The 23,060-nt window shown below is 65.6% G+C and carries 21 protein-coding genes and 1 tRNA gene; 9 read left to right on the top strand and 13 right to left on the bottom strand.

Features of this window, described 5'->3' with window-relative positions; genetic code table 11:
* Window positions 1-12 precede the first annotated feature (12 nt).
* On the top strand, window positions 13-723 hold the full coding sequence (locus FVQ98_RS16340) for an HAD-IA family hydrolase (protein ID WP_147914522.1): 711 nt from the start codon (window positions 13-15) through the stop codon (window positions 721-723).
* 18 nt (window positions 724-741) lie between these two features.
* On the opposite strand, the gene FVQ98_RS16335 is transcribed toward FVQ98_RS16340, so the two are convergent.
* Both FVQ98_RS16335 and FVQ98_RS16330 read right to left on the bottom strand, forming a co-directional pair.
* Entirely contained in the window at window positions 742-1,725 is a 984-nt protein-coding gene (locus FVQ98_RS16335; RefSeq protein ID WP_147914521.1) for a tripartite tricarboxylate transporter substrate binding protein, read from the bottom strand.
* A gap of 37 nt (window positions 1,726-1,762) precedes the next feature.
* Entirely contained in the window at window positions 1,763-2,635 is an 873-nt protein-coding gene (locus tag FVQ98_RS16330; RefSeq protein ID WP_147914520.1) for a fumarylacetoacetate hydrolase family protein, read from the bottom strand.
* 210 nt (window positions 2,636-2,845) lie between these two features.
* On the opposite strand from FVQ98_RS16330, the gene FVQ98_RS16325 reads away from it, so the two are divergent.
* Complete coding sequence (locus tag FVQ98_RS16325; protein WP_147914519.1) at window positions 2,846-3,517, top strand: FadR/GntR family transcriptional regulator; 672 nt, start codon at window positions 2,846-2,848, stop codon at window positions 3,515-3,517.
* 44 nt (window positions 3,518-3,561) lie between these two features.
* Here FVQ98_RS16325 and FVQ98_RS16320 read toward each other — a convergent pair whose 3' ends face one another.
* From FVQ98_RS16320 to FVQ98_RS16305, 4 genes are all read right to left on the bottom strand, one after another.
* A complete protein-coding gene (locus FVQ98_RS16320) occupies window positions 3,562-4,332 on the bottom strand; it encodes an ABC transporter substrate-binding protein (protein WP_255507829.1) in 771 nt (256 codons plus the stop codon).
* Between the two features lie 56 nt (window positions 4,333-4,388).
* Window positions 4,389-5,150, bottom strand: a complete 762-nt coding sequence (locus tag FVQ98_RS16315; protein WP_147914556.1) for an ATP-binding cassette domain-containing protein — start codon at window positions 5,148-5,150, stop codon at window positions 4,389-4,391.
* Window positions 5,151-5,173: 23 nt separating this feature from the next.
* Window positions 5,174-5,914 carry an ABC transporter permease gene (locus FVQ98_RS16310; protein WP_147914517.1) on the bottom strand — a complete coding sequence of 247 codons (741 nt, stop codon included), beginning with the start codon at window positions 5,912-5,914 and terminating at the stop codon, window positions 5,174-5,176.
* Between the two features lie 239 nt (window positions 5,915-6,153).
* On the bottom strand, window positions 6,154-7,236 hold the full coding sequence (locus FVQ98_RS16305; RefSeq protein WP_147914516.1) for a TRAP transporter substrate-binding protein: 1,083 nt from the start codon (window positions 7,234-7,236) through the stop codon (window positions 6,154-6,156).
* Between the two features lie 173 nt (window positions 7,237-7,409).
* Between FVQ98_RS16305 and FVQ98_RS16300 the strand changes: the two genes are divergently transcribed.
* The 3 genes from FVQ98_RS16300 to FVQ98_RS16290 all read left to right on the top strand — a co-directional run bounded on the left by FVQ98_RS16300 (window position 7,410) and on the right by FVQ98_RS16290 (window position 11,211).
* Entirely contained in the window at window positions 7,410-8,522 is a 1,113-nt protein-coding gene (locus FVQ98_RS16300; RefSeq protein WP_147914555.1) for a substrate-binding domain-containing protein, read from the top strand.
* A 158-nt stretch (window positions 8,523-8,680) separates the two neighbouring features.
* Window positions 8,681-9,289, top strand: coding sequence for a TRAP transporter small permease subunit (locus FVQ98_RS16295; RefSeq protein ID WP_147914515.1), 609 nt, complete (start codon window positions 8,681-8,683; stop codon window positions 9,287-9,289).
* A gap of 17 nt (window positions 9,290-9,306) precedes the next feature.
* Window positions 9,307-11,211, top strand: a complete 1,905-nt coding sequence (locus tag FVQ98_RS16290; RefSeq protein WP_147914514.1) for a TRAP transporter large permease — start codon at window positions 9,307-9,309, stop codon at window positions 11,209-11,211.
* Between the two features lie 239 nt (window positions 11,212-11,450).
* Here the strand turns inward: FVQ98_RS16290 and FVQ98_RS16285 are convergent, their stop codons facing one another.
* The 4 genes from FVQ98_RS16285 to xseB form a co-directional block, all read right to left on the bottom strand.
* Entirely contained in the window at window positions 11,451-12,533 is a 1,083-nt protein-coding gene (locus FVQ98_RS16285) for a TRAP transporter substrate-binding protein (protein WP_147914513.1), read from the bottom strand.
* A 180-nt stretch (window positions 12,534-12,713) separates the two neighbouring features.
* Window positions 12,714-14,642 carry a 1-deoxy-D-xylulose-5-phosphate synthase gene (gene dxs / locus FVQ98_RS16280; protein WP_147914512.1) on the bottom strand — a complete coding sequence of 643 codons (1,929 nt, stop codon included), beginning with the start codon at window positions 14,640-14,642 and terminating at the stop codon, window positions 12,714-12,716.
* A gap of 2 nt (window positions 14,643-14,644) precedes the next feature.
* On the bottom strand, window positions 14,645-15,541 hold the full coding sequence (locus FVQ98_RS16275; RefSeq protein WP_147914511.1) for a polyprenyl synthetase family protein: 897 nt from the start codon (window positions 15,539-15,541) through the stop codon (window positions 14,645-14,647).
* Window positions 15,538-15,777 (bottom strand): exodeoxyribonuclease VII small subunit, encoded by a 240-nt coding sequence (gene xseB, locus FVQ98_RS16270; RefSeq protein WP_147914510.1) that lies wholly within the window; start codon window positions 15,775-15,777, stop codon window positions 15,538-15,540. The genes FVQ98_RS16275 and xseB overlap by 4 nt, the downstream gene beginning before the upstream one ends.
* 230 nt (window positions 15,778-16,007) lie before the next feature.
* Between xseB and FVQ98_RS16265 the strand changes: the two genes are divergently transcribed.
* The 3 genes from FVQ98_RS16265 to FVQ98_RS16255 all read left to right on the top strand — a co-directional run bounded on the left by FVQ98_RS16265 (window position 16,008) and on the right by FVQ98_RS16255 (window position 19,323).
* Window positions 16,008-17,144: an aromatic ring-hydroxylating oxygenase subunit alpha gene (locus tag FVQ98_RS16265; protein WP_147914509.1), complete on the top strand. Its 1,137-nt coding sequence runs from the start codon at window positions 16,008-16,010 to the stop codon at window positions 17,142-17,144.
* Between the two features lie 78 nt (window positions 17,145-17,222).
* Entirely contained in the window at window positions 17,223-18,110 is an 888-nt protein-coding gene (locus tag FVQ98_RS16260) for a DMT family transporter (protein ID WP_187265769.1), read from the top strand.
* Between the two features lie 352 nt (window positions 18,111-18,462).
* A complete protein-coding gene (locus FVQ98_RS16255) occupies window positions 18,463-19,323 on the top strand; it encodes a sulfurtransferase (RefSeq protein WP_147914508.1) in 861 nt (286 codons plus the stop codon).
* Between the two features lie 129 nt (window positions 19,324-19,452).
* On the opposite strand, the gene FVQ98_RS16250 is transcribed toward FVQ98_RS16255, so the two are convergent.
* The 3 genes from FVQ98_RS16250 to FVQ98_RS16240 all read right to left on the bottom strand — a co-directional run bounded on the left by FVQ98_RS16250 (window position 19,453) and on the right by FVQ98_RS16240 (window position 22,695).
* On the bottom strand, window positions 19,453-20,430 hold the full coding sequence (locus FVQ98_RS16250) for a Bug family tripartite tricarboxylate transporter substrate binding protein (RefSeq protein ID WP_147914507.1): 978 nt from the start codon (window positions 20,428-20,430) through the stop codon (window positions 19,453-19,455).
* A gap of 49 nt (window positions 20,431-20,479) precedes the next feature.
* Entirely contained in the window at window positions 20,480-21,532 is a 1,053-nt protein-coding gene (locus FVQ98_RS16245; protein ID WP_147914506.1) for an adenosine deaminase family protein, read from the bottom strand.
* Window positions 21,533-21,777: 245 nt separating this feature from the next.
* Entirely contained in the window at window positions 21,778-22,695 is a 918-nt protein-coding gene (locus FVQ98_RS16240) for a dienelactone hydrolase family protein (protein ID WP_147914505.1), read from the bottom strand.
* A gap of 124 nt (window positions 22,696-22,819) precedes the next feature.
* Here FVQ98_RS16240 and FVQ98_RS16235 point away from each other — a divergent pair.
* A tRNA-Thr gene (locus FVQ98_RS16235) sits at window positions 22,820-22,895 on the top strand.
* Window positions 22,896-23,060: the final 165 nt, after the last annotated feature.

Here is a 23,060-nt window from a genome sequence, read left to right as displayed (position 1 = left end):
GCGACGCCCTGCATGACCCTCTCTCGCCTCGATCTTTCGCGCGTGCGCGCCGTCACCCTGGACCTGGACGACACGCTGTGGCCCGTCTGGCCGACGATAGAGCGGGCCGAGACCACGCTGCGTGCCTGGCTGACCGACCGCGCACCAGCCACCGCGCGCCTGGCCGCCGACAGCCACCACCAGCGCCGTGCACGCGAGGCCGTCCTGCAGGCACAACCCGAGATCGCGCACGACCTGGGCCGACTGCGGCGCGAGGCCATTCGGCATCTGCTGCGCCTGGCGCAGGAAGATGTCACGCTGGCCGAACCGGCGTACGAGGTGTTCTATGCGGCGCGCCAACGCGTAGACCTGTTCCCAGACGCGCTGGCCACCTTGCAACTGTTGAGTGCTCGGTTCCCGGTGGTCGCACTGACCAACGGCAACGCCGACGTGCACCACATCGGCATTGGCGGGTACTTTCACGACGCCCTCAACCCGGCCAAGGTCGGCGTGAGCAAGCCCGACGTGCGCTTTTTCCAGGCCGGTGCCGCCGCCGCGGGCGTGGCGCCTGAAGCCGTGTTGCACATCGGTGACGATGCCCAACTCGACGGCGCCGGTGCACTGGCGGCAGGCATGCAGACCGTGTGGGTCAATCGAACGGATGAGCGCTGGCCGCCCGAACTGCCGGATCTGCCCCACGCCGAGGTGCCGAGCCTCACGGCGCTGAACGCCCTGCTCGGCTGACGCCCGCAGGCGCCGCGCTCAGTTCACCTTGCCGATGGCCTTGACGACCTCGGCCATCGCCTTGGCATCGGCCTGAACGAAGCGCTCGAACTCGGGCGTGTCCTGGTAGAGGAAGGACGTTCCTGCGCTCACCATGGCCTGTTTGGCACGGGGGTCGTTCACTGTCTCGCGCGCCGCCTGACGCAGTTGCTCCACCACTGGCGCGGGCGTACCCGCAGGCACGAACAGGCCCGACCATTGCGAGTAGGTCACGGGCACACCGAGTTCGGTCAGGCTCGGCACGTCGGGCAGCGCGGCCAGCCTGCCCTCGCCCCAGTGCGCGAGCGCGCGCACCTTGCCCGATTTGATGTGCTGCGCCACGCTGGCTGGCCCGGTGGACAGGGCATCCACCTGTCCCGACAGCAGCGCCAGGATGGCCGGGCCGGCGCCGGTGTAGGGCACGTGCACCATGAAGGTCTTGGTGGCGATCTTCAGTTGCTCCATGGGCACGTGCATGGTGCCGTAGTTGCCCGATGAGCCGAACGTGAGCTGTCCAGGGTTCTGACGCGCGTGCGCGATGAACTCCTGGAAAGACTTCCATGGGCTGTCGGCACGCACCACCAGCACGGTGGGATCGGCCGTGAAGCGCGCGATGGGTTTGAACTGGTTGAGCTGGTACATGGGCGCGCGCGCCAGCACCTTGTCGGCCTCGGGCAGCACCACGATGGATGACAGCGCCATGAGCGTGCTGTAGCCGTCCGGCTTGGCCTTGGCCACCTGGGCGATCCCGATGCCTCCACCGGCGCCCCCCTTGTTCTCGACCACGATGCTCTGCTTCAAGAAGCGCCCCATCGCCTCGGCCACCGGGCGACCCACGGTATCGGCCACGCCACCGGGCGGGAAAGGGACCAGCATGCTGATGGGGTGATTGGGATAGGCGTCCTGGGCCAAGGCCGCCCGGCTGAATCCGCCCGCAGCGGCGGCGGCGCCCATCATCGCCAGGGCTTCGCGTCGTGTCGTCATCGTGTGTCTCCTCAAGGGGGCTGCCGGCGCGAACGCGTCAGACAAACCGGTTTTCGATGGTGCCGATGCCGTCGATCTCGACGCGCACCGTGTCGCCCGATTTCAGGTAGCGCGGCGGGTTCAGCCCCATGCCCACTCCGGCCGGCGTGCCGGTGGCGATCACATCGCCCGGGTAGAGCGTGATGCCGCGCGATACGGTTTCGATCAGCGTGGAGATGTCGAAGATCATCAGCGCGGTTTCGCCGTCCTGACGCTGCTCGCCGTTGACCCAGCAGCGCACGCGCGTCTGGCGGCCGTCCATCTCGTCGGCGGTCACGATCCACGGGCCCATGGGGCAGAAGGTGTCGAACGACTTGCCCATGTCCCACTGCTGGTGGCGCATCTGCACGTCGCGCGCGGTCACGTCGTTGATCACGGTGTAGCCATATACGTGCTTCATGGCGTCGGCCTTGGCGATGTTCTTGCCGCCCTGGCCGATCACCACGCCGAGTTCGGCTTCGTAGTCGATCTGTTCGGACACGGCCGCGCCTGGAAGGTGCACCGAGTCGAACGGCCCCACCACGCACTCCGGCACCTTGGTGAAAACGATGGGCCAGGCCGCCACGTTGGCGTTGCTCGCCTTGAACACCGACTCCTGCAGTTCCTTGGCATGGGCGTGGTAGTTGCGCCCCACACACCACACGTTGCGGCGCGGACGCGGCAGGGGCGCACGCAATTGCACGTCGGCCACCGCCACCGCGGCATTCGTCAGCGCGGGCAAGGCGGCACCAGCCACGGCGGCCTCGATCAGGGCCTGCGCACCGCGCTCAGCCACCTCGCGCGGCACATCGAAGGCCGTGACGCTGGCGCCGTCGGCCGACACCTGGCCGACATGGGGAACGCCTTGGTGGGTATACGCTGCAATTCTCAATTCATGCTCCTCTAGAACGTGCGGTCGCGCTCGGCCGCTAAAACCATTAGGTACCAATTGGTCTGCATGGTACGAATTGGTGAATCATAAGCATGCCGCCGCGTGCGTCAATCCGTGCAGCCAAAATGACGGAAAGGGTTTTCCCTGGCGTCCAGCCGACTGCCCAGGTTTGCACAATTGGTATGATTTGATATCTTCAGTGAGGAACCCTTGGACGCGACCTACGCTTTGCGGCAAACGATCCTCGGCCAGTTGCAGTCGGGCCAGTGGCAGGCTGGCGCCCGGCTGCCGACCGAGCGCGAGTTTTGCGAGCAGTTTCAGATCAGCCGCACCACCGTGCGCAAGGTGCTGGGCGAGCTCAAATCCGCAGGGTGGCTGAAGCAAACCGTGGGCAGCGGCACCTACGTCAGCGAGCGGGCGCCGCTGGCCGCCCCGGCGAACGGCTCAAGCGGCCTGCGCCAAGGCGTCAGCCCCGCCGAGCTGATGCAGGCGCGCCTGGCCATCGAGCCCGCCATCGTCGATCTCGTGATTGGCAACGGCACGGTGGGCGACTTCGACCACATGCGGCTGTGCTGCGACCGCGCCGAAGCGGCGACCACGCACGAAGAGTTCGAGCACTGGGACGCCCAGTTCCACGAGGCCATCGCGCGCGCGGCGCACAACAGCCTGGTCACCAACATCTTCCAGATGATGAACGACGCGCGCGCGCAGGGCGAATGGGGCGCGCTGAAGAAGAAAAGCCTGACGCCGGAGCGGCGCCTGGCCTACCAGCGCGAACACCGCGAGCTGCTCAACGCCCTGCGTGAGCGCGACCCGGGCCGCGCACGCGCCACGGCCACCGAACACCTGCTCGGCATCCGCCGCAACCTCCTGAACTACTGAAGCAAGCGCGCCGCGCTGGCCGCTCGGCGCGCTTGGCGGCCGATTTACTTCTCGGCGTTGGGAAAGAACAACTGCTCGCCGCCGATCTTGTAGGCGGCGATGGCGTTCTGACCCGTGGGTGAAGTCACCCAGTCGACGAACTTCTGCGCCTCGGCCTGCTTGACCTGCGGGTGCTTGGCCGGATTGACCACCATCACGCCATACTGGTTGAACAGGCGCTTGTCGCCCTCGACCAGGATGGCCAGATCGGCGCGGTTCTTGAAGTTAAGCCAGGTGCCGCGATCAGCCAGCACGTAGCCGTTCATCGACGCGGCCATGTTGAGTGCCGGGCCCATGCCGCAGCCGCATTCCTTGTAGCCGCTGCCCTTGGCGTCCTTCAGGCCCGCGTCGGCCCAGTAGCGCAGCTCGGCCGCGTGCGTGCCGCTCTTATCGCCGCGCGAGACGAAGGTGCCGTTGGCCGCCGCCAGCTTCTTCAGCGCCTCGACGATGTCCTTGCCCTTCACCCCCGCGGGGTCGCTCTTGGGGCCCACCAGGATGAAGTCGTTGTACATGACCGGATAGCGCTTGAGGCCGAAGCCCTCGGCAATGAACTTCTCTTCGGCCTTCTGGTCGTGCACGAACACGACGTCGGCATCGCCGCGCCGCGCCATGTCGAGCGCCTGGCCCGTGCCCAGCGCGACGACCTTGATGTCGATGCCGCTGGCCTTCTTGAACTCGGGCAACAGGTGCGCGAACAGCCCGGACTGCTCGGTCGAGGTGGTCGAGGACATGACGATGTTTTGCGCAGAAGCCGCCATGGACACTATCAACGCCATAGCTGCCACCGCTTGTCTGGCACCAGAACCAAGCATTTTTCTCGTCAATTTGGAAGTCATAGAAGTTCTCCTTTCAGAAACGCATCGGCTTCGGGGGATACCGCGCGCAGCACGGTTCGGTCAAAAAACTGTTCGACAGGCAAATCGGCCATCAGGCGGCCCTGGTCAAGGTAGATCACGCGGCGCGCAAGCCGCTTGACCTGGCCCAGGTTGTGGCTCGCAAACACCATCGTCAGGGGTGCGTCGGACGCGTCTGCCGGGTTGGCGAAGGCGTGCATCAGTGTCTCGACCTCGTGCTTGGCGTAGGGATCGAGGCTGGCCGTGGGCTCGTCGAGCAACAGCAACTCGGGCGACTGGGCCCAGGCGCGCGCCAGCGCAAGGCGCTGCTGCTGGCCACCCGACAATCCGCGCGCGTTGCGCTCGGCAAGATGCGCCAGCTGCACGCGCTCCAGCGCGGCCAGCGCCTGCGCGCGGCCGGCGCGCCAGGGTGTGCCGCGCAGCCAGAGCCCGGCCTGCACATTCGCCCGCACCGACGCGCGCAGCATCCACGGGCGCTGAAACAGCATGGCCTGCTGTCGCCGGGCAGGCGCGTGCACATGGCCTGTCTGCGGGCGGATCAAGCCGTGCACGACGCGCAGCAGCGTGCTTTTGCCGCTGCCATTGCCACCGACCAGGGCCACGCTCTCCCCGGCGGCGATGCGCAGGTCCACGTCGGCCAGCGCGCGCACGGCGCCAAAGTGCACGTTCACGCGCTGCAGGACCACCGAAGCGGCCGACCCGGCGCGCGGCGCGGCGGGCCGATCGGAGGCCACGGCCATGGGTTCGTGCGGCGAGCGCTCGTTCATGAGGCCACCCATCCGGTGGCCGGCGATGCAGTTGAGCCATCGATGCGCTCGCGCCACGCGCGCAGCCAGCCGATCAGCGCGTTGAGCAGCAGCACCACGGCCAGGAGCACGATGCCCAGCGCCAGCGCCAAGGGCAGATCGCCCTTGCTCGTCTCCAGTGCGATGGCGGTCGTCATGACGCGCGTGAACCCATCGATGTTGCCGCCGACGATCATCACGGCGCCAACCTCCGACACCGCGCGGCCGAACGCCGCCATCATCACCGTGAGCAACGCGTAGCGTTCATCCCAGGCCAGCAGCAGCCCGCGCAGCATGGACGCCGCGCCGAGCGAGGTGAGCTGCTCGCCATGCTGCAGGTCGGCGTCCTCGACGGTCTGCCGCGTGAGCGCTGTGACGACCGGAATGACCAGCACGACCTGCGCCACCACCATGGCTTTGAAGCTGAACATCCAGCCCAGAAAACCCAACGGCCCCGTGCGCGACAGCAGCAGGTACACCATGAGACCAACCACGACGGAGGGCAAGGCCAACAACGTGTTGAGCACGGCCAGCGCGGCCTGACGCCCACGAAACCGTGCCACGCCCAGCCAGGCCCCGACGATCAGCCCAATGCCGAATCCGATCGCGCAGGCCGTCGCACTCACCCCGAGCGAGCGACCCACGATGGTCCACAGCGCGGGGTCGAAGCTGGAAATGAGATGGAGCGCAGTGCGCGCGCTGTCAGCAAAGGTATTCACGACAGCGACGATGCTAAACCGTTGCCCACACCCGCCGTATCAGCGCAAACAGCTATGCATTTGATTGCATAGGTGGAGGGTTTAAACCCCTATCGCTATGTGTCACTCCCTCGGAAACGTTGGAAAGGTCGAATCAGCAACCCATTCACGTCATCATCCACAGCCGGAGCCAAAGCACGCGGCGCAGTCCCGCTCAGCACGCCGCGCGCCAGTGACGGCGCACGGCGTGCCTGCACTATTTACAGCTTGCGCGTCGCCATGTACTGGTCGTAGCGCGACTCCGCGAAGCGGAACCACAGCAGTTGGTCGCGCTGGAAGGCGCGCATGTCGGCGTAAATCTTGCGCCAGGCCGGATTCTTGGCGTCCAGGTCGGCGTAGACCTCCATCGTCGCCTTGAAGGCTGCGTCCATGACCGACTGCGGGAAGGCCTGGATTTGCGCCCTGTTGGCCGCCAGTTGCTTGAGGGCCACCGGGTTCAATGCGTCGTACTTGGCCAAAGCCTCCTTGGACGCGTAGGCGCAGGCCGATTCGAACATCGCCTTGTACTCGGCCGGCAGCGAGCCCCACGCCTTGGTATTGACCAGGATGTTGCCGTGCGCGTCGCCTTCCCACCAACCGGGGTAGTAGTAGTGCGGCGCGACCTTGTAGAAGCCCAGCTTCAGGTCGTCGTGCGGGCCAATCCACTCGACGGCGTCGAGCGTGCCCTTCTCCAAGGCGACGTAGATCTCGCCACCCGGAATGCTCTGCGGCACGGCGCCCAGCTTGCTCATGATCTCACCGACCAGACCACCGCCTAGGCGAATCTTGAGGCCCTTCAAATCGGCCAGCGACTTGATCGGCTTGCGGTACCAGCCGCCCATCTGCGTGCCGGTGTGGCCGCCGTCGAAGCTGACCATGTCGTAGGTGGCAAAGAACTCGTTCATCAGCTTGCGGCCGTTGCCCTGGATCATCCAGGCCGACATCTGGCGCGCGTTGAAGCCAAACGGAATGCCCGAAGCCAGGGCGAACGTCGTGTCCTTGCCGGTGAAGTAGTAGGGCGCCGTGTGCGTGACTTCGATCGAGCCCTTCTGCACCACGTCGATGACGCCAAACGCGGGCACCAGCTCGCCCGCCGGGTGCACCGAAAGCTGAAACTTGCCACCGGACATCTCGGACAGCTTCTTGGACAGCGTTTCCGAGACACCCCACAACGTGTCGAGCGATTTGGGAAAGCTGGAAGCGAGTCGCCAGCGAATCGTGGCCTGCGCATGTACGGCGGGTGCCACGCCCGCTGCAAGCACGCTGGCCAATCCGGCACTTCGTACAAGTGAACGACGATCCATGTTGTAAGTCTCCTGTTCTATGAATGGTCCGCGAGCGTCAGTCAGAAGGACTGATCTGAATACCCTTGCGCGGAGGGGCATGGCCCCTTCCACATCCTAAGGATGGGACAGGTTGGCGAAGTCATCTGCGTGACACGGAGCCACCGGGGGAGGACTGCGGCACACTCGAGCCTGTGCACAAGATTGGTCTTTCCTACTCGCTCGACGCGGACGCTGCAGGGCCGCTGATTCGCAACCCTCTGATGGATCTGCTCCACGCGGTCCAGACGAGCGGGTCGATTTCAGCCGCAGCCGCTGCCCTGGGCCTGTCCTATCGGCATGTCTGGGGCGAGCTCAAGCGCTGGGAAGAGGTCCTGGGTCACCCGCTGGTGGCTTGGGAAAAAGGCAAACGCGCGCGCCTGTCCGGCTTTGGTGACAAGCTTCTGTGGTCGGAGCGTCAGGCCCAGGCACGTCTGGCCCAGCAGATCGATGCCCTTCGTGCTGAACTGGAACGTACCTTCGCCGTGGCTTTCGACGACGAAGCGCACGTGCTGACCTTCCACGCCAGCCACGACGACGCGCTGACGGCGCTGCGCATGCACGCCTTGGCGCGCGGCGAGCGCCCGCAGTTGCACTTGGACATCCGCTTCATGGGCAGCGTCGACGCCATCCAGGCCTTGAACGAAGGGCGCTGCATCATGGCCGGCTTTCACACACTGTGCGACGCACCAGCGGGCACGCTCACCGAGCGCACCTACAAGCCTTTGCTGAAACCTGGCCTTCACAAACTGATCGGCTTTGCGCGGCGCAGCCAGGGCCTGATGGTCGCGCCGGGCAATCCGCTTGGCCTGAATGCTCTGCATGATCTGACGCACCCAGGCGTGCGTTTCGTCAACCGCGCGCGCGGTACAGGCACCCGGGTTTTGCTGGATGACCTGCTGGAACGTGCCGGGATGGCGCCCGATAGCCTGCGCGGTTACGAGCACAGCGAACCCTCGCACGCCGCGGTGGCGCAGGCCATTCTGGCCGGTCAGGCGGACGTCGGGATCGGCATCGAGGCAGCCGCGCGCGCGCGCGGTCTCGATTTCGTGCCCGTGGCCGAAGAGGAATACCACCTTGTGTGCCTGAAGTCCGCGCTTGACGAGTCGCCCGTCGTGGCATTGCGGCAGATCCTGCAAAAACCGGACTGGCAAACGGCCGTGCAGCAATTGCCGGGGTACAGGCCATCGTTCAGTGGCGAGGTACGCGCCATGTCGAAGGTACTGCCTTGGTGGCGCTTCCCCCGGGCCAAGCCGCACCGTGCCTGAGCGCACCCCTGGCGCTATGCGGGAATGCCCCGCCATGTGTATCAATTTGCCTCATTAGAATCGGTACTCAGCTTGCGCCCAGACACGCCCACCGCGTGCGTGCAAGCCTGTCAATGCCGCGCTACCGCGCGCTCGTACGACCTTCCCCGGAGACCCCGATGCAGGCGCTGCTCAAACTCTCGCGAGCCATCGACTGGCTCAATGCCCAGGTGGGCAAATACGTCATCTGGCTGATCTTTGCCGCCACCGTCATCAGCGCTTTGAACGCCATCGTCCGCAAGGCTTTCAATTACAGCTCCAACGGCTTCCTGGAAGTGCAGTGGTACCTGTTCGCCTGGTCGTTCCTGGTGGCGGCGGGCTACACGCTCCTGCAGCGTGAGCACGTTCGCATCGACGTGCTGAACAGCCGCCTGCCAAAGAAGGCACAGGTGTGGATCGACATCATCGGCTTCGCCTTCTTTCTGACACCGCTGTGCCTCATGGTGCTGTACATGGGCGTGCCCATGGTGATCGAGAAATACCAGTCCGGCGAGATGTCCGGCAACCCGGGCGGCCTGATCCGCTGGCCGGTGTGGCTGGCGCTGCCCATCGGTTTCTTCCTGCTGATGCTGCAGGGCTGGTCCGAGTTGATCAAGCGCATCGCCTTCCTGCGCGGCGTCGGTCCCGACCCCATGGGTCGCCTGTCCGACCAGAGCGCCGAAGAAGAGTTGGCTGAAGCCCTGCGCCGCGAGGCCGAGGTCAAGGCCGCGACACCCACTGCCAACTGAGTCAGGAGCTGCTGCACATGGAATTCCTGACCACCAACTACGCCCCGATCATGTTCGCGGGGCTGATCTGCTTCCTGCTGCTTGGCTTCCCCGTGGCGTTCAGCCTGGGCGCCTGCGGCATGTTCTTCGGCTTCCTCGGGATCGAGCTGGGCATCTTCCCCGCGTCGGTCATGGAGTGGCTGCCGCAGCGCCTGATTGGCATCATGGCCAACGACACCCTGCTCGCGGTGCCGTTCTTCACCTTCATGGGGCTCGTGCTGGAACGAAGCGGCATGGCCGAGGACCTGCTCGACACAGTCGGACAGGTCTTCGGGCCCATGCGCGGCGGCCTGGCGCTGGCGGTGGTCTTCGTTGGCGCGCTGCTGGCAGCCACCACCGGCGTCGTGGCCGCGTCGGTCATCTCCATGGGCCTGATTTCGCTGCCGATCATGCTGCGCTACGGCTACGACCGCAAGCTGACCAGCGGCGTGATTGCGGCCTCCGGCACGCTGGCCCAGATCATCCCACCCTCGCTGGTGCTGATCATCATGGCCGACCAGTTGGGCCGCAGCGTCGGCGACATGTACAAGGGCGCGTTCGTGCCCGCCTTCATTCTTGTCGGCCTCTACGTCCTCTACATCGTGCTGCTGGCCATTTTCCGGCCCCAGGCGGTACCGGCGCTGCCGCCCGAAGCGCGCACCTATCGCGAACCCAATGGCCACAGCGGCTACACCTCGCTGACGGTGTTGATGGTCATCTCTGCCCTGGTGTCTATCTTTCTGGCGCGCCACATGGCGGACGTGCACACCTGGTGGGAGGGCCACTTGGTCGAGTCCGTGCCGACCGACGAGAAAATCGTGGTCGCCATGTGCGGCGGCGTGTTCGTGGCCTGGGTGATTGCCATGGGCAATAAGCTCCTGCGCCTGGGCCTGCTGTCCAAGCTGGCGGAGCGGGTGACCTTCGTGCTGATCCCACCCCTGCTGCTGATCTTCCTGGTGCTGGGCACCATCTTCCTGGGGGTCGCCACCCCGACCGAGGGCGGCGCCATGGGTGCCATGGGCGCACTGCTCATGGCGGCGCTGCGCGGCCGCATGAACTACAACCTGCTCAAGCAGGCGATGGCCTCGACGACCAAGCTGGCCTCGTTCGTGATGTTCATTCTGATCGGCGCCACCGTGTTCAGCATGGTGTTCCAGGCGGCCGACGGCCCCAAGTGGGTTGAACACCTGTTGGCCAACCTGCCTGGCGGCCAGGTGGGCTTTCTGGTCGTGGTCAACCTGCTGATCTTCTTCCTGGCCTTCTTCCTAGACTACTTCGAACTATCGTTCATCGTCGTGCCACTGCTCGCCCCGGTGGCCGACAAGCTCGGTATCGACCTGATCTGGTTCGGTGTGCTGCTGGCCGTGAACATGCAGACTTCGTTCATGCACCCGCCGTTCGGCTTCGCGCTGTTCTTCCTGCGTTCGGTCGCACCTGAAAAGCCCTACGTCGACAAGATCACCAAAAAGGTCATGGAGCCGGTGACCACGATGCAGATCTACAAGGGCGCAATTCCCTTCCTGATCATCCAGCTCACCATGGTCGGCATCCTGATCGCCTTCCCCAGTCTGGTCACTGGCAGCCTGGACAAGAAAGTCGACGTGGACATGGACGCCGTTGGCGCACAGATGCTCGAAAGCCTAGGCAACAGCCAGGGCTACGGCAGCGACCAGGCGACCGACCCGAATGCGCCGGCCAGCGCGGCGGGTTCCGACGAGAACTGGACCAACGAAAGCGCCTGGGGCGACGAATCCAGCCCGGCCATGCCAGGCGCCTCGGATGCGCCTGCTGCGCCCGCTGCATCTGCGCCAGAAGCGTCTGCGGCACCGGCGGCCGAAGGTTACGGGTCGGACGACCCGATGAAGGCCTTGACCGATTCCTTGAAGCAGGACGGCAAGCCTTGAGTCGTCAGGAAAGGCGCCCTCGGCTCTCGGCGGCGGCGCCTTTCGGCTTCAAACAAAATAACGCTCCAGCGCTTTCCCAGCTTGCGCAAGCAGCTACTTAATTTATAGCGACATGTGATCTCGAGCGATCCACCCTATCGCTCATGCGCAACGTAGACACATATAAAAAGCCGCACACAGTGCGGCTTTTTTTTGCGACCCAGAAGCGGCGGCCTTGCGGCCACCTGCCCGGTGCAATATCAGAGTTTCAGGCCGTTCACGTACTGGTTGTACGGGAACTCCGAGAAGCGGTTCCAGAGCACCTGGTCGCGCTGGAACGTGCGCATGTCCTCGAAGATTTTCTTGAACTCGGGGGACTTGGCGCTGTGCTCGGCGTACACCTCTTGCGAGGCCTTGAAGCCGGCGTCCATGATCGACTTGGGGAACAGCTTGAGCTGCGTCTTGTTGGCCACCAGGCGCTTGAGCGACTGCGGGTTGACGGCCTGGTACTTGGAGATCATGTCGGCGGCGGCCACGGCGGCAGCGGCGTTGACGATCGCCTTGTTCTCGGCGGACAGCTTTTCGAAGGCCTTGTTGTTGATGAAGAACTCGAGGTCGGCGCCGCCTTCCCACCAGCCGGGGTAGTAGTAGTACGGGGCCACCTTGTTGAAGCCCAGCTTCTCGTCGTCGTACGGGCCAACGAACTCGGAAGCGTCCAGCGTGCCTTTTTCCAGCGCCTGGTACACGTCGCCAGCAGGCATGTTCTGCGCCACCACGCCCAGCTTGGCCATGGTTTCGCCGAACACACCGCCGCCCAGGCGCATCTTCAGGCCCTTCAGGTCGGCGGGCGACTTGATTTCCTTGCGGTACCAACCGCCCATCTGGGTGGTGGTGTTGCCGGCGCTCAGTGTGCGGAAGTTGTACTTGGCGAAGAAAGCGTCCAGCAGCTTGCGGCCGTTGCCGTGGTTCTTCCAGCCCATGTTCTGGACGGTGGTCAGGCCGAAGGGCACGGCGCAGCTGAAGGCGAAGATCGGGTCCTTGCCGGTGAAGTAGTACGCGGCCGTCAGGGCCATCTCGAGGGTGTCCTTCTCGAGCGCGTCCACCACGCCAAAGGCGGGCATCAGCTCGCCAGCAGGGTGAACGGACACTTCGAACTTGCCGCCCGACAGCGCCTTGACGGTTTGCGAGAACTTCTCGGCACTGCCGAAGATCGTGTCAAGCGACTTCGGGAAGCTGGCAGCCAGGCGCCAGCGGACGGCGGCCTGCGCGTGAACCGCGGGAGCAATGCCAGCGGCCAGAACGCCGGCGATGCCGGAGCGCTTGATGAGGGAACGACGATCCATGAGCAACATACTCCTCGTTTGATGGTAACGAAAACCTACAGAAACGCTAAGTGTAGCGACGTGGGTAGCCCGCCCCGATTAGGGATTCACCTGTCACCTGAGCAGCAAGACGGGGATTTTTTCGCTTTTTTGAGCGCTGGCGGGCCTAACCGGCCGCGCTCCGCGCGGTTTCAGCACGAGCTAGCCCGCGTTGCGACCGACCACGCGCAATTCCGGTGTGCCAGAGGGCAACGAAGCTGCCAGCAAATCGCCGAAACGGCGCCGGACCGATGCCTCGATGCCATCCGCATCCAGCCCCTGGGCCGCCAGCAAACGCGCCGGGTCGCCGTGTTCGATGAACGCGTCCGGCAAGCCAAGTTGCAGCACCGGCATCGCGGCGCCGGCCGCTGCCAGCGCCTCGAGCACGGCGCTGCCTGCCCCGCCCATCACGCTGCCCTCCTCCAGGGTCACCAGGGCCTCATGGGACTTCGCCACGTGGGTCAAAAGGTCTGTATCGAGCGGCTTGGCCCAGCGCATGTTGACGACGGTGGCGCCCAGGCGCTCCGCTGCTTGCAACGCCGGGTACAGCAAGGTGCCGAACACCAGCAACGCCACACCGCAGCCTTCGCGCCGCACTTCGCCTTTGCCGAACGGCAGCGCCGACAGATCTGGCAGCGCCGATACACCCACGCCCGCCCCACGCGGATAGCGCACCGCCACCGGGTGTTCCTGCGCAAACGCAGTCGACAGCAACTGGCGGCATTCGCGCTCGTCCGCCGGACACGCGATGCTCACGTTCGGGACGCAGCGCAGATAGGCGATGTCGTAATTGCCCGCGTGCGTCGCCCCATCGGCGCCGACGAGCCCCGCGCGGTCCAGTGCGAACACGACAGGCAGGTTCTGAATCGCGACGTCGTGGATCAGTTGGTCGTAGGCGCGCTGCAGGAAGGTGGAGTAGATCGCCACCACCGGCTTCAGGCCCTCGCAGGCAATGCCGGCCGCGAAAGTCACCGCGTGCTGTTCGGCAATGCCCACGTCGTAATAGCGGTCGGGAAAGCGCTTGTGGAACTCGACCATGCCCGAACCCTCGCGCATCGCGGGCGTGATGCCCACCAGCCGCGGGTCCTGCGTGGCCATGTCGCACAGCCACTGGCCGAACACCTGGGTGAAGGTTTGCTTGGGCGGCGTGCTGGGCGGCACCAGGCCGATCGCCGGGTCGAATTTTCCAGGGCCGTGGTAGGCCACAGGGTCGGCCTCGGCCAATTTGTAGCCCTGGCCCTTCCTGGTGACGACATGCAGGAACTGCGGCCCGGTCTTGCGGGCCATCAGCTCACGGATGTTCTCGAGCGTGGGAATCAGCGAATCCAGGTCGTGCCCATCGATCGGCCCGATGTAGTTGAAGCCGAACTTCTCGAACAGCGTGGCCGGCACCACCATGCCCTTGGCCTGCTGTTCGAGGCGCTTGGCCAACTCGAACAGCGGCGGCACCGGGCCCAGCACGGTCTTGCCGACGTTCTTGGCGGTGGCGTAGAAATTGCCACTCATCAGCTGCGCCAGGTAGCGGTTCAGCGCGCCGACCGGCGGGCTGATGCTCATGTCGTTGTCGTTCAGCACGACCAGCAGGCGCGCATCGCGCTCGACGCCGGCATTGTTCAGCGCCTCAAACGCCATGCCCGCCGTCATCGCGCCATCACCGATGATGGCCACCGCGTCGCGGTCTTCGCCTTTCTGGCGCGCGGCCAGTGCCATGCCCAGTGCGGCCGAGATGCTGGTCGACGAATGGGCGGTGCCGAAGGTGTCGTACTCGCTCTCGTCGCGGCGCGGAAAACCCGACATGCCGCCGAGCTGGCGCAGCGTGGGCATGCGCTCACGCCGGCCGGTCAGGATCTTGTGCGGATACGTCTGGTGCCCCACGTCCCACACCAAGCGATCGTGCGGCGTGTCGAAAACGTAGTGCAGCGCAATGGTCAATTCCACCGTGCCCAGGTTCGAACTGAGGTGGCCGCCCGTGCGCGCCACGTTGCTCAGCACGCATTCGCGCAATTCGTCGGCCAGGGCTTTCAGTTGGTCGCGCGAGAGCCGACGCAGATCGGCCGGCGTGCGGATGGATTCGAGGTAATTCGTCGCCATGGTCAATTGTTGCGGTTCACGACGCGGTCGGCCAGCGCCCTCAAGTAGGCGACATTCGCCAGATCGCTGTCGTCCAATGCGCTTTGCGCCTCGTCGCCCAGCCTCGCTGCGAGCGCTCGTGAGGCGTCGAGGCCAAGCACGGATACATAGGTCGGCTTGTCCGCAGCGGCGTCCTTGCCGGCCGTCTTGCCCAGCACGATCGAATCGGCTGTCACGTCCAGAATGTCATCGACTACCTGGAAGGCCAGCCCCATCGCCGCGCCGTAGCGCACCAGTCCGGCGTGGGCCGCGGCGCTCAAGGCTTGCTGCGCGCACGCAGCCCCCATCCGAACGCTGCCCTCCAGCAGAGCGCCGGTCTTGAGCATGTGCATGTGGCGCAGAGCTTCCTCGGTCAGCGGCTGACCGACGCTGGCCAAGTCAATCGCCTGGCCGCCCGCCATGCCGGCACCGCCGGCGGCGCGCGCCAGGGCGCGACACAGCTCCGCCTGCATGGAGGCCGGCACCTCGCTCGGTTCGGGCGTGAGCAGCTCGAACGCCAGCGCCTGCAGCGCGTCACCCGCCAGCAGCGCCTGGGCTTCGCCGAACTGCACGTGCACGGTGGGTTTCCCACGGCGCAGCACATCGTTGTCCATGCACGGCATGTCGTCGTGCACCAGCGAATAGGCATGGATCAACTCGACCGCGCAGGCGGCGCGCAGTGCAGCGTCCGGATGACCCTCAACGGCATCGGCCGCCGCCAGCACCAGCAACGGGCGGACCCGCTTGCCACCGTCCAGCACCGCGTACCGCATGGCTTCGCCAAGGCCGGCCGGCGCGTCCACAGGCACCCAATCGGTCAGCGCCTGCTCGACCCGCGTCAATGCCTGGTCCGACCAGGTCGCAAAATCCGATGTCGTCATTCCAGCGTCCACGGCTTGAGCGCGCCCGACTCGTCCAGCACCTTGACCTGATCTTCGATGGCCCGGAGTCGGTCGCGGCAATAGGTCAGCAATTCGGTGCCGCGCTGGTACTGGGTGAGCAGATCCTCCAGCGGCATCTGTCCGGATTCGAGCCCCGACACGATCTGTTCAAGCTGCTGGACCGCATCGCCGTAACTGGCTGGCTGCGTGTCGCTGGTGGCGGTCTTTCTGGCCATGCAATCTGCGCAAAAGGGCTTATTTTAGGTGGCACGCGTCGAGTGGCACGGAACAACGTCTCGAAATCCGGCTCTCATGTGCTGACTGGGCACAGCATCGGATGCGGCTGTTCGGTTAAAATCAAAAGTTCCCTTGCCCAAAAGCAGGGGTTTCGCGCGCCCAATATCCTCGGATTCCAAGCGCTTACTTCCTGCCCCTTCATAGGGGGAGTCTTAAACATCGGAACACCATGTCTGATTTAAGTCTTCAGTTACAGCAGGCGGCAAGTCAACTTTCCGTCCCATCCTATTTCGACCCTGCGCTGCTCGAGCGCGAGCAGAGGCTCATCTTCGAGTCCGGTCCGCGCTACGTCGGCCATGCGCTGTCCGTGCCGAACGCAGGTGACTACTTCGCCCTCCCGCAAGAGGCGGAGGGTCGCGCGCTGGTGCGCAACGCCCAGGGCGGGCTGGAGCTGATCTCCAACGTCTGCCGCCACCGACAGGCGGTCATGCTCAAGGGCCGCGGTTCGCTGCAAGGCCAGGGCAAGGGCCATGCCGGCGGCAACATCGTGTGCCCGCTGCACCGCTGGACCTACTCGCCCCAGGGCGAATTGCTGGGCGCACCGCACTTCCAGCACGACCCCTGCCTGAACCTGAACAACTACCGCCTGCGCGAGTGGAACGGTCTGCTGTTCGAGGACAACGGCCGTGACATCGCCGCTGACCTGGCCGGCATGGGCGTCGCGCACGACCTGTCGTTCGACGGCTTCGCGCTGGACCACGTCGAGCTGCACGAGTGCAACTACAACTGGAAGACCTTCATCGAGGTCTACCTCGAGGACTACCACGTCGGTCCGTTCCACCCTGGCCTGGGCAACTTCGTCACCTGTGACGACCTGAACTGGCAGTTCGGCCGCGAATACTCGGTGCAGACCGTCGGCGTGGCGCCCACCTTCGCCCAGCCCGGCTCGGACATCTACAAGAAGTGGCACGAAGTGCTGCTGAACTACCAGAACGGCGCCCTGCCCTCGCGCGGCGCGATCTGGCTGACCTACTACCCGCACATCATGGTCGAGTGGTACCCGCACGTGCTGACGGTGTCCACGCTGTACCCGATGGGTGTGGACAAGACCATGAACATGGTGGAGTTCTACTACCCCGAGGAAATCGTTGCCTTCGAGCGCGAATTCGTCGAAGCGCAGCGCGCCGCCTACATGGAAACCTGCGTCGAGGACGACGAGATCGCCGAGCGCATGGATGCCGGCCGCAAGGCCCTGATGCTGCGCGGCGACAACGAAGTCGGCCCCTACCAAAGCCCCATGGAAGACGGCATGCAGCACTTCCACGAGTGGTACCGCCGCGCCATGGGCATGACGCTGACGACCTGAATTTACTATTCAATTCATAGCAGCCTGCGCTGGTCCATGGGGCGGCGCAGGCATTTTTTTGCCTGATAATCGCGCCCCATGCAAGCCGCCTGGATGATCGCCGCCTCGCTCTTCTTTGCCCTGATGAGCGTGTGCATCAAGTTCGCGTCGGACCACTTCGGGCCGATGGAGATCGTCTGCTACCGCGGCGCGATCGGCATCGTCTTCATGTGGATGCTGGCGCGTTCGCGCAAGGTGTCGCTGCGCACCAGCGTGCCGATGATGCATGTGTGGCGCAACATCGTCGGCGTGGCGGCGCTCACGGCCTGGTTCTACGCCATCGCCCGGCTACCCCTGGCCACGGCGATGACGCTGAACTACATGAGCGGCGTGTGGGTCGCCGCCTTTCTGGTCGGCGGCACGCTGCTGATGGGCAAGCTGTCGGAGATCCGGCGCCAGGGCCCGCTGATCTTCGCGGTGATGGCCAGCTTTGCCGGCGTGGTCATGATGCTGCGCCCCACGCTGGACCAGAACCAGCTCTTCGCCGGCCTGATCGGGCTGATGTCTGGCCTGATGTCCGCGCTGGCTTACATCCAGGTGGCCGCGCTTGGCCGCATGGGCGAACCCGAAGCGCGCACCGTGTTCTATTTCTCGGTCGGCGCCGCGCTGGTGGGCGGCGTTGCCATGCTGTTCTTCGACGTGCACCCGCTCAACACCCGTCAGGCGCTGTGGCTTATACCCATCGGCGTGCTGGCCGCGCTGGGGCAGTTGTGCATGACGCGCGCCTACACACGCGGATCGACCATGGTCGTGGCCAACCTGCAGTACTCGGGCATCGTGTTTGCGGCACTGTTCGGGCTGTTCCTGTTTGGCGACCAGATCCCGCTGCTGGGCTGGGTGGGCATGGCCACCATCATCCTGAGCGGCATGCTGGCCACCTTCCTGCGTGCGCGGGCGCTGCCCAACCCGCCAGCCGAAAATCATTGAAGGGTTCACCCCTGAGGCGCCTCCGGCGCCTTCCCCTCTCCTGCGGGAGGGGGACAAGGCCGACAGCCGGCGCAGGTCCGGCTGTGGCGTTTGCTGAGAAGGAGCTAGTTCAGCCGAAGCGGGCGTTCAATCGCGCCGGCCACAACCGCAATAGCGCAATAGCGTGCAGGTTTTGCACTCACCGTTGGGCTGTGTGGGGCTTTCTGTCGCTTTCGTGTGCTCCAGGTATGTCTGGGCCAACGTCAACCTGGGCTTCGCCCAGACATCCCGTCCCGCACCTGCGCGACCGCACGCCATGCGGCCTTCTTTTATGCTCGGGGCAACCGCAGTTCACGTACCCAAGGAAGCCGACATGCCCTACACCCACCTGATTTCCGTTGACGAGTTGAAAGCCCTGCAAGCCAGCAGCGCACCGCTGCTGGTGGTGGACTGCAGCTTTGACCTGGCCGATGCGACCAAGGCCGATGCGATGTTTGCCGAACAGCACATCGCCGGCGCCGTGCAAGCCCACCTGGACCGCGACCTGAGCGCCAAGGATCCGGCCGACGCGGTCAACGGCGGCCGCCACCCGCTACCGAAACGGGAGCTGTTCGCGCAGACCCTGCAACGGCTGGGCGTGAATCAGGACACACAGGTGGTGGCCTACGACCGCAACGGCGCCAACTACTGCGGCCGCCTGTGGTGGATGCTCAAATGGGCCGGCCACGACGCCGTGGCGGTCCTGAACGGTGGCCTGCAGGCCTGGGTTGCTGCGGGTGGCGCGACCGAATCCGGCCCCGCGGCGCCGCGCGCCCCAGGCAACTTCCAGCTAGGCGAGCCGCTGCGCCGCCTGGTGCATACCGACGACATCGTGGCCGCGCTCGGTCGGCCGACGCAGACCTTGATCGACGCCCGCGGCGGCCCGCGCTACCGCGGCGAGACCGAGCCGCTGGACCCCGTTGCCGGACATATCCCCGGCGCGCTGAACCGCCCGTTTGGCGACAACCTGGGCGCCGACGGCTTCTTCAAACCGGCAGCGCAGCTCAAGCAGGAATTCGACGCGCTGCTGGCCGGGCGCGACGCGGCGGGCGCGGTGCACCACTGCGGCAGTGGCGTCAGCGCCGTGCCCAACGTGCTGGCGATGGAGTTGGCCGGCTACGCGCCCGCCGGGCTGTACGCCGGCAGCTGGAGCGAGTGGAGCCGTCGGCCCGAGTTGCCCGTGGCGCGCGGCTGAGCGCCCAGCGCGCGCGCAGCATCGCTATATTATGAGTAGCTGCCAGCGCTGACCCACGTAGGGCGAGCGCTGTATTTCATTCAAAAATCGACGATTCGACCAGGGCATCTGCGCACCCGCCGCGCCAGCTCATTCGCGGATGTTCGCCGCCTTGACGACCTGCGCGTAGCGCTGCTGCTCGCGTGCGACGAACTGGCCGAACTCGGCTGCGCTGCCATTGCCGGGCACGGCGCCCTGCTCCTGCAGCTTGGTGCGGATCTCGGGCTGCGCCAGCACCGCGTTGACCGCCTGGTTGATCGCGTCGACCACCGCCTTGGGCGTGCGCGCGGGCGCGAACAGGCCGGTCCATGACACCACGTCGTAGCCCTTGAAGCCCGGCGTTTCGGCCACCGTGGGCACGTCGGGCAGCATCGGCAGGCGCTTGGCGCTGGTCACGGCGATGCCCTTGAGCTTGCCCGACTGGATGTGCGGCGCTGCGCTGACGCTGATCAGCATCGCCAGATCGACCTGGTTGCCGATCACGTCGGTGGCGATCTGCGCGCCGCCGCGGTAAGGCACGTGCGTCACGTCAAAGCCGCCCTGGCGCTTCATCATCTCCATGCCCAGGTGCAGCACGGTGCCGATGCCGGACGTGGCGTAGCTCAGTTTGCCAGGCTCCTTCTTGGCCAGCGCGACCACGTCGGCCAGCGTCTTGACCGGCAGGCCCGGGCGCGCCACCAGCACCATGGGCGCGGTGTTGACCATGGCCACCGGCGCCAGGTCCTTGGCCGGGTCGTAGCGCACGCCGGCCGGGTTGACGAATTTGGCGATGGCGATGGGGCTGTCCGCGCCCATCACCAGCGTGTAACCGTCCGGCGCCGACTGCACGAGCTTGTTCACGCCGATGGTGCCGCCCGCGCCGCCCACGTTGTCCACCACGACCGACTGCTTCAGCCGCTGCGTCAGCTGCTCGGCCAGCAGGCGCGCCGTCGTGTCCACGCTGCCGCCAGCGGTGAACGGCACGATGATGGTGATGGGCTTGGCCGAGGGCCACGCGGGTTGCGCGTGGGCGGTCGTGGCCAGCAGGGTCGCGGCGCCAATGGCGGTCAGAAGAAGTCGTCGTTGCATGGTGTATTGACTATAAAAAAAGGAGCTGTCTGCGCAGACTGGGCAACGGCTAGGCGATGTTTTTGGCCAAATCGTCGAACTCGGCAGTGAACTGCGCGCGCCAGTCGCGGCGCGTGCTGTCGTCGATCCACGCGCCGTCCAGGCCGTTCAGCATGAAGCCGCGCAGGTCCGCCACGCTGAAGCCGAAGTCGCGCACCATCATCCCCCAGGCCTTGGCCGGGGTGACGTGGTGCAGCGTTGGGTCGTCGGTGTTCGGGTGTACGCGCAGGCCCAGGCCGGGCATTTGGCGGATCGGGTGGTCCAGCGCCCAGCGCTCGGGCGCCAGGGTGCGCAGGTAGTACGAATTGGTCGGCACCACGGTGAACAGGATGCCCTGGTCGGCGCAGCGCGCGGCGAAGTCCGGCGCGTCCACCACGGTGTAGCCGTGGTCGATGCGGTCCACCTTCAGCACGTCGACCGCGGTCTGCACGTTGGTCCAGGGCATGCCGAATTCGCCGGCGTGCGCGGTGGTCTTCAGGCCCGATGTGCGGGCCAGTCGGTACGCGGCCTCAAACAGCTCGGGCGGGCGGTCGTTCTCGCGGTAGTCGATGCCGATGCCGATGGCTTCGTCGCAACGGTGTTCGACCACCCAGCGCACCATCTCCAGCGCGTCTTCGGGCGAGGCTTCGCGGTCGATCGCCGGCACCAGTCGGCCAACGATGCCGTGGTCGCGCTCGGCGTCGGCGATCGCGCGGCGGATGCCTTGCAGCGCGCGCTCGTACGGCAGGCCGCCTTCGCGCGCGGTGCCGGTGGGGTTCCAGAAGAACTCGGCGTAGCACACCTGCTCGGCCGCGGCATCGCTCAGGTATTCGTACACCAGCCGGTGAAAGTCGTCCGGCGTGCGCAGCAGCCAGGCGTCCAGCGCACGCAGCACGCGCAGCACGCCCACCGGCTTTTCGCCGCGGGTGTAGAAGGCGGTGATTTCCTCGTCGCTGATCGGCGCCTTGGCGCGGTACACAAGGTCGGTGAAGGTCTGTTGCCGCACGCTGCCCAGCAGGTGGCAATGCAGTTCCACCTTGGGCATGCGCAGCAAAAAGTCGTCGAGGGTCACGGTGGCTGCCATGCGAGTATTGTCGCGCGGGGCCACGCGTTTTGCAGGCCATGCTTAACCCAGCAGTGTGCGGCGACCGCCGCGTTTGGCACCATGTGTGTCAGCGCAGCCGGTCAAGGCGGCCTCATCGCACACGGGCATCAGCTATATTTTGAGTAGCTGCCTGCGCAACTCCCTGTAGGGCCAGCGGCCTGTTTCTTCAAGATTCTGGACAAGGGACCCGGGTGCGCTCTGACGCAGGTCGCACCGGGTCAGCTTCAGGCCACGCCGTGCGCCTTGAACCACGCGAGCGCGCGCTTCCAGCCGTCTTCGGCATCGGCCTTGCGGTAGCTGGGCCGGTAGTCGGCATGGAAAGCGTGCGGCGCGTCGGGGTAGACCACGAATTCCGACGCCTTGGCCGCGGCGTTGCCCTTGTCGGCGGCGGCTTTCAGCGCGGCCTTCATCTTGTCGACCGTGTCCAGCGGAATGCCGGTGTCGGCACCGCCGTACAGCCCCAGCACGGGCGCCTTCAGGTTGGCCACACCGTCGATCGGGTTCTTGGGTGTCAGCGCGCTCTGCTCGCCCACCAGGCGACCGTACCAGGCCACGCCCGCCTTCACCTTGGGGCTGTGCTCGGCAAACAGCCAGGTCTGGCGGCCGCCCCAGCAGAAGCCGGTGACGCCCACTTTGTTGACATCGCCGCCGTTGGCACCGGCCCAGGCCACGGTAGCGTCCAGGTCAGCCAGCACCTGCGCGTCGGGCACCTTGGAGATGACCTCGCTCATCAGCTTGGCCATCTCGCCATAGCTTTGCGCGTCGCCCTGGCGCACGAACAGCTCCGGCGCGATGGCCAGGTAGCCCGCCTTGGCGAAGCGGCGCGCCGTGTCGGCGATGTATTCGTGCACGCCGAAGATTTCGGACAGCACCAGCACCACCGGCAGGCCCGTCTTGCCCGCGGGCTGTGCGCGGTAGGCGGGCATCTTGAAGCCCGCCACGTCAATCGTCACCTCGCCCGTGGTCAATCCATCGGCCGATGTCTTGATCGCAGTCTGCGCCATGACCGGTAGCGTGGCCGCCGCATACCCCACACCCAAGCCGAACTGAATCGCCCGGCGGCGCGATGGCACACCGCCGGCGCGGTCGTCGCGCGCGTCGAGCAAGGCGGCGGTGTCCAGGACGTGGTCGTTCTTGAGCATGCGGGTTCTCCTTTGGTTGGTTGTAAACGGGCAGTCTAGACGGCATTGGCGGGCGCCAAGGCAAAGCCCTTTAACTTGCACTAAGCGGTTTTCGATTCGTATATAATTTTGGGTTCTGGTTTTCGCCGACTTAGCTCAGTTGGTAGAGCAACGCACTCGTAACGCGTAGGTCGCCAGTTCGATCCCGGCAGTCGGCACCACTCCAAAAGCCCGCACGTTCACAAGACTTGCGGGCTTTTTCTTTGCTTGGCACGCGCCCTGCCTGCAACGCAAAAAAAGCGCCCCGTGGGGCCAATGCCAGTCAGTTAACCGCTGACTGGCATTTTTTTGTTGGAAACTTGTGCGCCCGGTTTTTCACCTGCCTG

It is taken from the genome of Ottowia flava (assembly GCF_008017535.1).
GTDB classification, from domain to species: Bacteria; Pseudomonadota; Gammaproteobacteria; order Burkholderiales; family Burkholderiaceae_C; genus Ottowia; species Ottowia flava.
This window is presented reverse-complemented; position numbering and strand designations above follow the sequence as displayed.

What these genes read in the sequence shown, in the direction of transcription:
- FVQ98_RS16295 (WP_147914515.1), top strand. Translation starts at nt 8,681, where the DNA reads ATGCAGGCGCTGCTCAAACTCTCGCGAGCCATCGACTGGCTCAATGCC.
- FVQ98_RS16265 (WP_147914509.1), top strand. Translation starts at nt 16,008, where the DNA reads ATGTCTGATTTAAGTCTTCAGTTACAGCAGGCGGCAAGTCAACTTTCC.
- FVQ98_RS16245 (WP_147914506.1), bottom strand. Translation starts at nt 21,532, where the DNA reads ATGGCAGCCACCGTGACCCTCGACGACTTTTTGCTGCGCATGCCCAAG.
- FVQ98_RS16340 (WP_147914522.1), top strand. Translation starts at nt 13, where the DNA reads ATGACCCTCTCTCGCCTCGATCTTTCGCGCGTGCGCGCCGTCACCCTG.
- FVQ98_RS16305 (WP_147914516.1), bottom strand. Translation starts at nt 7,236, where the DNA reads ATGGATCGTCGTTCACTTGTACGAAGTGCCGGATTGGCCAGCGTGCTT.
- xseB (WP_147914510.1), bottom strand. Translation starts at nt 15,777, where the DNA reads ATGGCCAGAAAGACCGCCACCAGCGACACGCAGCCAGCCAGTTACGGC.
- dxs (WP_147914512.1), bottom strand. Translation starts at nt 14,642, where the DNA reads ATGGCGACGAATTACCTCGAATCCATCCGCACGCCGGCCGATCTGCGT.
- FVQ98_RS16320 (WP_255507829.1), bottom strand. Translation starts at nt 4,332, where the DNA reads ATGGCGTTGATAGTGTCCATGGCGGCTTCTGCGCAAAACATCGTCATG.
- FVQ98_RS16315 (WP_147914556.1), bottom strand. Translation starts at nt 5,150, where the DNA reads ATGGCCGTGGCCTCCGATCGGCCCGCCGCGCCGCGCGCCGGGTCGGCC.
- FVQ98_RS16260 (WP_187265769.1), top strand. Translation starts at nt 17,223, where the DNA reads ATGCAAGCCGCCTGGATGATCGCCGCCTCGCTCTTCTTTGCCCTGATG.
- FVQ98_RS16285 (WP_147914513.1), bottom strand. Translation starts at nt 12,533, where the DNA reads ATGGATCGTCGTTCCCTCATCAAGCGCTCCGGCATCGCCGGCGTTCTG.
- FVQ98_RS16290 (WP_147914514.1), top strand. Translation starts at nt 9,307, where the DNA reads ATGGAATTCCTGACCACCAACTACGCCCCGATCATGTTCGCGGGGCTG.
- FVQ98_RS16275 (WP_147914511.1), bottom strand. Translation starts at nt 15,541, where the DNA reads ATGACGACATCGGATTTTGCGACCTGGTCGGACCAGGCATTGACGCGG.
- FVQ98_RS16240 (WP_147914505.1), bottom strand. Translation starts at nt 22,695, where the DNA reads ATGCTCAAGAACGACCACGTCCTGGACACCGCCGCCTTGCTCGACGCG.
- FVQ98_RS16255 (WP_147914508.1), top strand. Translation starts at nt 18,463, where the DNA reads ATGCCCTACACCCACCTGATTTCCGTTGACGAGTTGAAAGCCCTGCAA.
- FVQ98_RS16250 (WP_147914507.1), bottom strand. Translation starts at nt 20,430, where the DNA reads ATGCAACGACGACTTCTTCTGACCGCCATTGGCGCCGCGACCCTGCTG.
- FVQ98_RS16335 (WP_147914521.1), bottom strand. Translation starts at nt 1,725, where the DNA reads ATGACGACACGACGCGAAGCCCTGGCGATGATGGGCGCCGCCGCCGCT.